At 71.0% G+C, this 8,997-nt stretch carries 4 protein-coding genes; 1 reads left to right on the top strand and 3 read right to left on the bottom strand.

The annotated features are described in order from the left end of the window. The first annotated feature begins 272 nt into the window (after positions 1-272). Complete coding sequence (locus ACFLIM_RS14805; RefSeq protein ID WP_393165498.1) at positions 273-3,539, top strand: glucodextranase DOMON-like domain-containing protein; 3,267 nt, start codon at positions 273-275, stop codon at positions 3,537-3,539. On the opposite strand, the gene qcrB is transcribed toward ACFLIM_RS14805, so the two are convergent. The 3 genes from qcrB to ACFLIM_RS14790 form a co-directional block, all read right to left on the bottom strand. Continuing rightward, positions 3,540-5,054 (bottom strand): cytochrome bc1 complex cytochrome b subunit, encoded by a 1,515-nt coding sequence (gene qcrB / locus ACFLIM_RS14800; RefSeq protein WP_393165496.1) that lies wholly within the window; start codon positions 5,052-5,054, stop codon positions 3,540-3,542. A 101-nt stretch (positions 5,055-5,155) separates the two neighbouring features. Continuing rightward, entirely contained in the window at positions 5,156-5,767 is a 612-nt protein-coding gene (locus ACFLIM_RS14795; protein WP_393165495.1) for a hypothetical protein, read from the bottom strand. Positions 5,768-5,805: 38 nt separating this feature from the next. Further along, complete coding sequence (locus ACFLIM_RS14790) at positions 5,806-8,898, bottom strand: glycosyl hydrolase 115 family protein (RefSeq protein WP_393165493.1); 3,093 nt, start codon at positions 8,896-8,898, stop codon at positions 5,806-5,808. Positions 8,899-8,997 lie beyond the last annotated feature (99 nt).

The raw sequence follows: 8,997 nt of genomic DNA, 5'->3' as shown, positions 1-8,997 counted from the left end.
CTCCAGATGAGGAACACCTGCCGCTGACTTCAACCGGCTGACAACCACCCGGGACTGATCCAACGGCGCCCCACCCGCGCCGCCGGATACTGCCGCCTGCCCAGCTGAGGTCCTGTTTTCGGACTAGGGAAATCAGGGATCAGCCCGTGGGGAAGACTGCCGCTGGACCGCGGCATGGCGGTCCTGGCCGAGCGCCGCCCAGGGGGCCGGGCTTGACAGGGGCGCGGGGCCGGTCTTCTCTCAACCCATCGGGGTCGGAAGGGAAGCCTGGTATGCCTGCGATTCAACGGTCCATCCTTGCCCTGATCGTCTCCGCCGCCCTGGTCGCCGTACCCATCGATCCGGTGCTGGCCGGGACCCCAGCGCCGGGCGCGCCCGGCGCGGCGTCGCACTTCGGGCTTGCGCGCAAGGACTGCGTGGGCACGGCGGCAGGGCGGGCGTCCAAGGTCTGGTACACCGTGGCGGGCGGTGTCCTGTCCGACGTGTACGAGCCCACGATCGACAACACGAACGTCGAGACGATGCAGTTCGTCGTGACCGACGGGAAGACGTTCACCGAACTGCAGGCCCGCGACACCACGTACCAGGTGAGCACCGACCGCTCCGGCCTGACCTGCACGATCACCTCTACCAGCAAGGGCGGCCGCTACCGGCTGACCACCACCTACGTCACCGACCCGGACAGGGACGCCGTGGTGGTGCGTACCCGGCTCCAGCCCGCCGGGCTGCGGCTGTACGTGCGGCTGGACGCGAGCGTGAACGGCAACGGCGGAGGCGGCCAGGCCAACGGCGGGCCCGACAGCGGCGTGGTCGACGGGTCCACCGGCGCCCCCGTGATCTCCGACGAGAACACCGAGACCTCCGCCCCCGCCCGCGACTACGCAGTGCCCACCCACCTGGCGCTGCGGGCCGAGCGGCGGCTGCCGCAGGCGAGCGTCGGGTACGCGGGCACGCCCAGTGACGGCGCCGCCCAGCTCGACGCGGACCGCGTGCTCACCCCCTACACCGAGGCCCCGGCGGGCAACGTGGTCGCCACCGCCCTGCTGCCGACCGATGGGAAGGGCGAGGTGACGTTCGCGCTCGGGTTCGGGCGGTCCCGGGCCGCCGCGCTGCGGACCGCGGGGGAGGCCGCCGGACGGTCGTTCGAGGGCACCCGCGCCAGGTACGAGTCCGGCTGGGCCGCCTACGACGCCGGACTGCGCAGGCCACCGAACGCGCTGGGCGACCTCTACCGGTTGTCCGCCAATGTGCTGAAGGCCAGCGAGGACAAGACGTTCCCCGGGGCGGTCGTGGCGTCGCTGGCCAGCCCGTGGGGGCAGGCGGTCGGCGCGGGCGACCTGGTCGGTGGCAAGGCGGTCTACTTCGGCTCCTATCGCGAGGTGTTCGCCCGCGACCTGTACGAGGCGTTCACCGGGTTCCTCACCGCTGGGGACGTGGCGACGGCCCGGGCCACGGCCCGCTTCCTGCTGGAACGCCAGCAACTGCCCGATGGGCGGCTGCCGCGCAACTCCCTGCTGAACGGCAAGCTGGCGCCCGACTCGGGCGGGGACCAGCTCGACGAGACCGCGTATCCGATCCTGATGGCGTACCAGTCGGGCCTCACCGGCGTGTGGGAGCAGGTGCGGGCGGCGGCCGACTTCCTGGTCGCGCACGGGCCCGCGTTCGGGGTGGAGCGGTGGGAGGAGCAGTCGGGCTACTCGCCGTCCACGATCGCGGCCGAGATCGCCGGGCTCGTCGCCGCCGGTGAGATCGCCTCAAAGCAGGGCGACCAGGGCCGGGACAGGCTGTATCGGGCCACGGCCGACCACTTCGCGCGTTCGATCAAGGGGTGGACGGTCACGACCACGGGACCGTACGCGTCCCGCTACTTCCTGCGCCTGTCGCGGACCGGCGACCCGGACGCGGCCGTGTCGTACAACCTGGGCAACGGCGGACCCACCGAGGACCAGCGGCGGGTGGTGGACGCGGGGTTCCTGGAGCTGACCCGGCTGGGCATCCTGCCCGCGAACGACCCTGACATCCTGGCCAGCCTGCCGGTCGTGGACCGCGTGCTCAGGCGCACGACGGCGAGCGGTCCCGGCTGGTACCGGTACGGCTCCGACATGGCGGGCACTGAGGACGGCTACGGCGACTGCTACGAGCCCGACCCCACCTCGTGCGCGCCGTCGGGCAAGCCCTGGCCGACCGGCAACGCGGGCTCAGGGCACATCTGGCCCGTCCTCGCGGGCGAGCGGGCCGAGCAGGCGTTGCAGACCCACGATCCGGCGACGGCGGCCGCGCTGCTGGCGGCCATGCGCGATATGTCGTCGGGCACCGGCCTGATCCCGGAGCAGGCGTGGGAGAACCCGGACCTGGCCGCGTCGCCGTACGGGACCGACCCCGCCACCGCCTCGATCGGCCTGCGCGACGGCGGCCCCGCGGGCTCGGCGTCCCCGCTGACCTGGGCCCAGGCCCAGGTCGTGCGGCTCGTCCTCTCGCTCGGCTCCACCCGTCCCGCCGAGCAGCCCGACATCGTACGCCAGCGCTACGCCGCCCGGGGCCTGCCCCAGGCCGCGCCGCTCACGGTCACCGCCCCGGCGGACGGCATCCAGGTCACCGGCACCTCGGTCGCCGTCGAGGGCACCACGGCGCCGGGCGCTCGCGTGGACATCTCGGCCACGCCCATCGACACCGGCGCCCCGACCCAGGTCGTCTCGGTGCGGGCCGGTTCCGGCGGCGGGTTCACGGCCCAGGCGCCGGTCGCGTTCGGGGAGGTCGTGCTCACCGTGACGGCCACCGCCCCCGACGGCCCGAGCTCCGGCACCGCGTACGCCCGGCGCACGGTCGTCGGCGACATCGTCGGGGCCACGACCGTGCTCGACGTCGCCGACCCGGAAGGCGACGACAACGGGCCGGGCAGCTACGCCTACCCGACGTCCGCCGACTTCCACGCCGGGGCGTTCGATCTGCGCAGGTTCCAGGTGATCACGGACGCGAGCACCGTCTACCTGCGGGCCGAGCTCCGCGACCTCACCCCCACGTTCGGCAACCAGATCGGCGCCCAACTGCTCGACGTCTACGTGCAGGACCCGGCCGTGGCCACGCGTTCGACGGAGGCGGCGTTCCCGCAGCGGAACTACCTGGTGGGGGACGCCTGGTCGCAGCGGGTGGAGGTGCAGGGGTTCGCGGCCCCGGTCTGGGTCACCGCCGCGGGCGCGGCGCAGGCGGGCGCCGCGGTGCGCTCGTCGGGCACCACCCGTACGATCACGATCGCCCTGCCCAAGGCCGCCTTCGGGACGCCGGGGCCGGGGTGGCGGTTCGCCGTCGTGCTCACCGGGCAGGACGGCTTCAGCTCTGACCAGGCCAGGGGCTTCACCGCCACGCCGCAGCCGTTCCAGTTCGGCGTCTGCGCCGCCGGCGGCACGGATCCGCTGTGCTCGGTGGATCCGGGCACCGTGCCCAAGGCGCTCGACGTGCTCGTCCCGGCCGGGCAGTCCCAGGCGAACGTGCTCAACCCCCTCCTGGGCCCGGTCACCGTGCCCGCGGTGCCGGTGCCTTGATCACCGGCTCCAGGAGCGTTGCAGGGCGTCGCGGACCCGGCGCCCGGTCGGGGGCGGCACGTCGCCGTTGCCCGCCGCAGGCGGGAGGGCGGGCGGTGCGGGCGGCACCAGCACGGCGATCTCCTCCTCGGTCGCCGGCCGCTCGACCTCGGTGAAGGCGCCGTCCGGGCTGCGCCGGACGACGCCGGTCTCCACCCCGTGGGCGACCGTACGCCGGTCGAGCGCCTGCAGCCCCAGGGCGATCCGCTGGGCGACCACGTAGGCCAGCACCGGCCCGGCGACGATCGCGACCCGGAAGATCCAGGTCGTCGCGTTCAGCGAGATGTGGAACGTCGAGGCGATCAGGTCGTTGCCGCCGGCCAGCCAGAGCACGCCGTAGTACACGATCCCGGCGAACCCGATCCCGACGCGCTTGGGCACGTCGCGCGGCCGGTCCAGGAGATGGTGCACGGCATGGTCGCGGGTGATCCAGCGCTCCAGGAACGGGTACAGGGCCAGCCCGGTGAACAGCAGCCTCAGCGCCCCCAGCGCGGGGATCAGCACGCTCATGCTCACCGTGAAGCCGAACACGGTGAACTCCCACGGCGGCATGATCCGCAATGCCCCTTCGAGGAAGCCCATGTACCAGTCGGGTTGCGAGCCGGCGCTGACCGTGCTGGGCAGGTACGGGCCGTACAACCAGATCGGGTTGATCTGGAACACCGTGGCCAGCAGCGTGACCACGGCGAGCACCCACAGGAAGAACACCGTCGTCTTGGCCAGGAACGAGGGGAAGAACGGCGCGCCGCGCACCACCCGGTCGTTCAGCCCCTTGGCCCTGAACTGGGTGTGGGTCTGCCGCCAGGTCAGCACCACCGCGTGCAGCGGGATGAGCACGAGCAGCAGGCCGGGGATCAGCAACACGTGCAGGCTGTACAGGCGGGAGATGATGTCCTCGCCGGGGAACTCGCCGCCGAACAGGAACGCCGCCACGTACGTGCCCACCAGCGGCACCGACACCGTGACCCCGTGCAGGATGCGCAACCCGGCGCCCGACAGCAGGTCGTCGGGGAGCGAGTAGCCGAACAACCCGTTGAGCATCACCAGCCCGAACAGGGCCACGCCGATCAGCCAGTTCAGGTCGCGCGGCTTGCGGAAGGCGCCGGTGAAGAAGTTACGCAGCAGGTGGGCGACGATGGCGGCGAGGAAGACGAGCGTCGCCCAGTGGTGCATCTGCCGCATCAGCAGGCCGCCGCGCACCTCGAAGCTGATGTCCAGCGTGGAGGCGTACGCCTGGCTCATCTCGACCCCGCGCAGCGGAACGTAGGCGCCGTCGTAGAGCACCTCCTTCATGCTCTGCTTGAAGAAGAACGTCAGGAAGACGCCCGTGAGCAGGACCACCACGAACGCGTAGAGAGCGATCTCCCCCAGCAGGAAGGTCCAGTGATCGGGGAAGACCTTCCGCATCGCCTTTTTCAGGAAACCGGCCCCGCCGATCCGATCGTCGAGCGCCTTGGCCAGTGAGCTCCCCTTCATCGTCACCCCACCTATGACTTGTCTGATTTGTCACCAAACAAGACGCGATAGGGCAGGAGAATGTGACACTTGCCAGGTAATCGGGCTGTGGGCTTCAGGCTTCAGGCGAAACGTTCGATCGTGACGGGGATCAGGCCCTGGTCGCGGATCGCCTGCCGGTGGTGGTGCAGCAGCGCACCGAGCGCGGTGGCCGGGCCCGCGCCCAGCCGTACGGTCACGTCCACGCACCACGCGATGCCCGCGCCGATCCTGCGCAACTCCCAGGTGAAGCCGTTGGCCTCGGCCGTACCGGCGACTCTCGGGTCGGCGGCCGGCTCCAGCCGCAGGGCCGTACGGGCGTTGGCCAGGCCGCGCTCGCCGAACTCCCCCGCGAACAGGATGCGGTAGCGGCGGGCCTCGGGTGAGGTGCCCAGGTCGAGCGGTGTGTCGGCAGGCAGGGGCTGGTGCTGGAAGAGGGTGCGGAGCTCGGCCTCCTCCGGCAGGTCACCGCCGCCGAGCAGCACGAGCGCCTCCGCCGCGTCGTGCCTGCTCACTGCCGTCACCCGGGCACGGAACCCCGCATCGGCCCGCAGCTCACGGCTCAGGCCCGGCGAGCCGGACCAGCCCCGTGGGGTCCACGCCGCGCTGTCGATGCCCGCGGCGGTGTAGTCGTCGTTGAGCACGAACTCCTCCACCAGGATCCCCGCCGGAGCGGAGATCAGGTAATAGTCCATCCGCCCATGATCCTCGGCGGCGGACGGGCCGTGCAAGCTCACCCACCGGCGCGGCGGCTCTCCGGCGGGCCGAGGTAGCTGGGGAGCAGGCCCCCGGTGTCCACCACGATCCGCTGGAGCACCACGGTCGGGTCGACCATCCAGAACTTCAGCGTGTGCACGCCGGGCGTCGCGATCGGGTGGGTGGTCGTGGTGACGTTGACGTTCTCGGAGGTGTTGCGCTCCCACTGGCGGTTCATCGTGGTGTCGTTCGCGCCGGTGACGGCCGTGACGTCAACCCTCTGGGGTGGCTGGTCGTCGACCGAGACGGCGTAGGTGAGGCCGTCCGCCGGCAACACGTTGTTCCTGGGGGAGAGCAGCACCGATACCTTCACCTGGCCGGTCGTGTAGAGGGTCGTGGTGTATTCGAGGCGCGGGCTGCCGCCGCCGGGCGTCTGGCGGGCGGCCGTCACCGGGAGCGGGGTCACGCCGTCCGATGTCCTGCCGAGGTCGGGGATCACCTTCCAGGAGCCGACGGCCCTGCTGTAGTGGCCGGCCTCGATGGCGACCTGCCCGCCCGCCTCGACGAACCCCTTGGGCCGCCCCGCCGGGTTGTCGACCACGGCCTTGACGGTCACCTGCCCGCCCCCGGGTCCGGTGACGGTGATGGGCACCTCGGTCCTGCCTTTGGGGGCACGCGAATAGTCCACCTTCACGGCCACGCGCACCTGGTCGGTCACCTTTCCGGACTTCGGCGTGACGGTGAGCCAGGGCTGGGCGGTCGCGATGGTGTAGTCGAACGGGGTGGCGCCGCGGTTGAACACCTCGACGTACTGCTGCGGGTATGCCTGATACGGGCTGAACACCGGCAACACGGCATCGCCCGCCGCGTTCGGCCACCACTGGGCGGACCCGTCGATCGCCACGCCCATGTCGGCCCCGGACGGGACCTCGGTGCGTACGAGATGGGGGTAGAAGGCGTCGGGCAGGGCCACGTTGTCCTTCTCCGGCTGCTGCCATGGGGCGTTGGGGCCGTAGCGTTCGACGTCGCCGTACCCGATCTTGGGTTGCAGCTGGAAGTCCCGCCACTTGCCGCCGGCCAGCTCGCCGTAGTGGGCGTTCAGCGCCTGGTCCTCCTCGAACCTGGCCTGGGCGAGGTCCGCCTGGGCGTTCGCGGCGGCCCGGCCCTGCCTGGCGTAGAGGATGTTGGTGAACTGGGCCCGGCGCAGCGCGTAGAGGTTGGCGGTGGCCTGCACCTGGTAGTCGACGAGCTGGTAGTACGCGTCGTCGTAGCGGGCATTCAGGGCATTCAGGGCTTTCCGGATTTTTCCGGCTTTGTCGGCTAGCTGTTGCCACTCCGCGACGGCCCTGTCCATCTCGCGGTAGCTGGTCAGGCTGAACGGGGTGTCCTTGTCGTCATAGGTCACGTTCTGGGGATTGGCGGGGTCGGTGGTGATGCGGCGGTTCAGCAGCTCGGGCTTGCGGCGGGCCTGGAGCCGGCCGTACTCGTGCAGGACCTCGGCGATCTCACCGGCCCGCTCGGGCCCGAAGTTCTGCGCCGCGTACGCGCGCTCCCAGTCGTCCAGCTTCTCGATCGGCAGCCGGTCGGGGTCCCAGGCGTAGTCCAGGAAGAACTGCAGCGGCAGCTCCTCGTTCTTCATGTCGCCCACGTTGACGACCCAGAGCCGGTCCACGCCGTACCGGTAGGTGAGGTTGAGCTGCTCCCACGTGCTCGCCAGGTTGATCGTGTCGGCCCACTTGTAGTTGCGGCCGCCGCCGACGTAGTCGAAGTGGTAGTACATGCCGTACCCGCCGGCCCGCTTCGGGAGCGACTGGTCGGGCAGCTTGCGCATGTTGCCCCAGTTGTCGTCGCAGAAGACCACGGTCACGTCGTCGGGCGGGCGCAGGCCCTGGTCCCAGTAGCGCTGCACCTCCTTGTAGAGAGTCTGCACCTGCGGGATGCTCTCCAGGTTCTCGCCGCTCTCGCGGGCCAGGATCTCGCGCTGGCTGGCCAGGATGGTCTGCATCAGCTCGATGCCGTCGCCGTCGGGCAGGCTCACGTCGCCGTTGCCGCGCATGCCGAGCGTGACGACGCCCTCGAAGTCCTGCTCCTTCATCCTGCGGATGCCGTCCGCCCAGTACCGCTTGATGGCCTCGCCGTTGCGGCGGAAGCTCCACTCGCCGGTCCCGCCGTAGGGATCGTGGCCGGGGGTGACGATGTTGCCCTGGGCATCGCGTACGGCGGCCACGGCGTGCCGGTTCCACTCCTCGATGCCGCGCATCATGGGGGCCTCGCGGGAGGTGCCCATGACGACGCCGTACTGGGTGGCGATCTTGTGGTTGTCCGGGTCGTCCTCGGCGAAGGCCCGGCCCCAGACCGCGGGCCACAGGTAGTTGGCCTTGAGCCGGAGCATGACCTCGAAGACCCTGGCGTACATCTTGCCGTTGAAGCCGCCCGGATACCCCTCGGCCAGTCCGGGGCCGAAGTACTTGGGCGCCCAGGTGCCGAGGTTGGGGTTCTCGTCGTTGATGAAGAAGCCCCGGTACTTCACCTTCGGCGTGCCCTGGGTGTGCCGGCCGGGGAGCACGTAGAGAGCGTCCTGGTGGCGGGACGGCACGTCGTCCCACCAGTACCAGGGGGAGACGCCGATCTCCTTGGAGACGTCGTACGCGCCGAAGATCGTGCCCCGCTGGTCGCTGCCCGCGATCACGAACGCGCGCCGCACGCCGGGCATCGGGTTCTGTACGACCTGCTCCAGCGAGGTCTCCCACTTGCCCGCGATGCCCGAGACGTCGAGCTTGCCGGCGCTGACCAGGCCGTCGATGAGCGGGCTGCGGCCGATGGTGCCGACGATCACCACGTCGTCGCGGCGCGGGACCTGGTCCTTCGCCACGGCGGGCCGTACGCCGGTGACCCGCTCGATGTCGGCCTGGAGATCGCCGGCCACGCGGACGACGCCGGCGTGGTCGCTCGCGCTGACCACGATCGGCGCCGCCCGGCCGGCGGCCACCAGGGGGAACCGCCCGGAGCCGCCGGAGCTCGAGATGTACGTGCCGGGCCCGGCCTCCTTCCCTGCTTCGGCGGGTACGGCGACGGCGGTCATGCCGGCCACCATCGCAGCGGACATCAGGAGCCTGGCGAGCGTCGACATGTCACGATCTCCGTCAAGGGTGAGGGGCGGGGTATCCCGAAACTTTCGGAGATGATGGGAAAGTTTCTAGCTCAGGTAAAGCGGATGTTAAACCGCCCT

This window comes from Nonomuraea marmarensis, from assembly GCF_043197025.1.
Classification (GTDB): Bacteria; Actinomycetota; Actinomycetes; order Streptosporangiales; family Streptosporangiaceae; genus Nonomuraea; species Nonomuraea marmarensis.
The sequence above is the reverse complement of the archived record's forward strand: the minus strand, read 5'-3'. Positions and strand labels throughout refer to the sequence as shown.

Coding starts and splice junctions, on each gene's coding strand:
- ACFLIM_RS14805 (WP_393165498.1), top strand. CDS start 273: ATGCCTGCGATTCAACGGTCCATCCTTGCCCTGATCGTCTCCGCCGCC.
- qcrB (WP_393165496.1), bottom strand. CDS start 5,054: ATGAAGGGGAGCTCACTGGCCAAGGCGCTCGACGATCGGATCGGCGGG.
- ACFLIM_RS14795 (WP_393165495.1), bottom strand. CDS start 5,767: ATGGACTATTACCTGATCTCCGCTCCGGCGGGGATCCTGGTGGAGGAG.
- ACFLIM_RS14790 (WP_393165493.1), bottom strand. CDS start 8,898: ATGTCGACGCTCGCCAGGCTCCTGATGTCCGCTGCGATGGTGGCCGGC.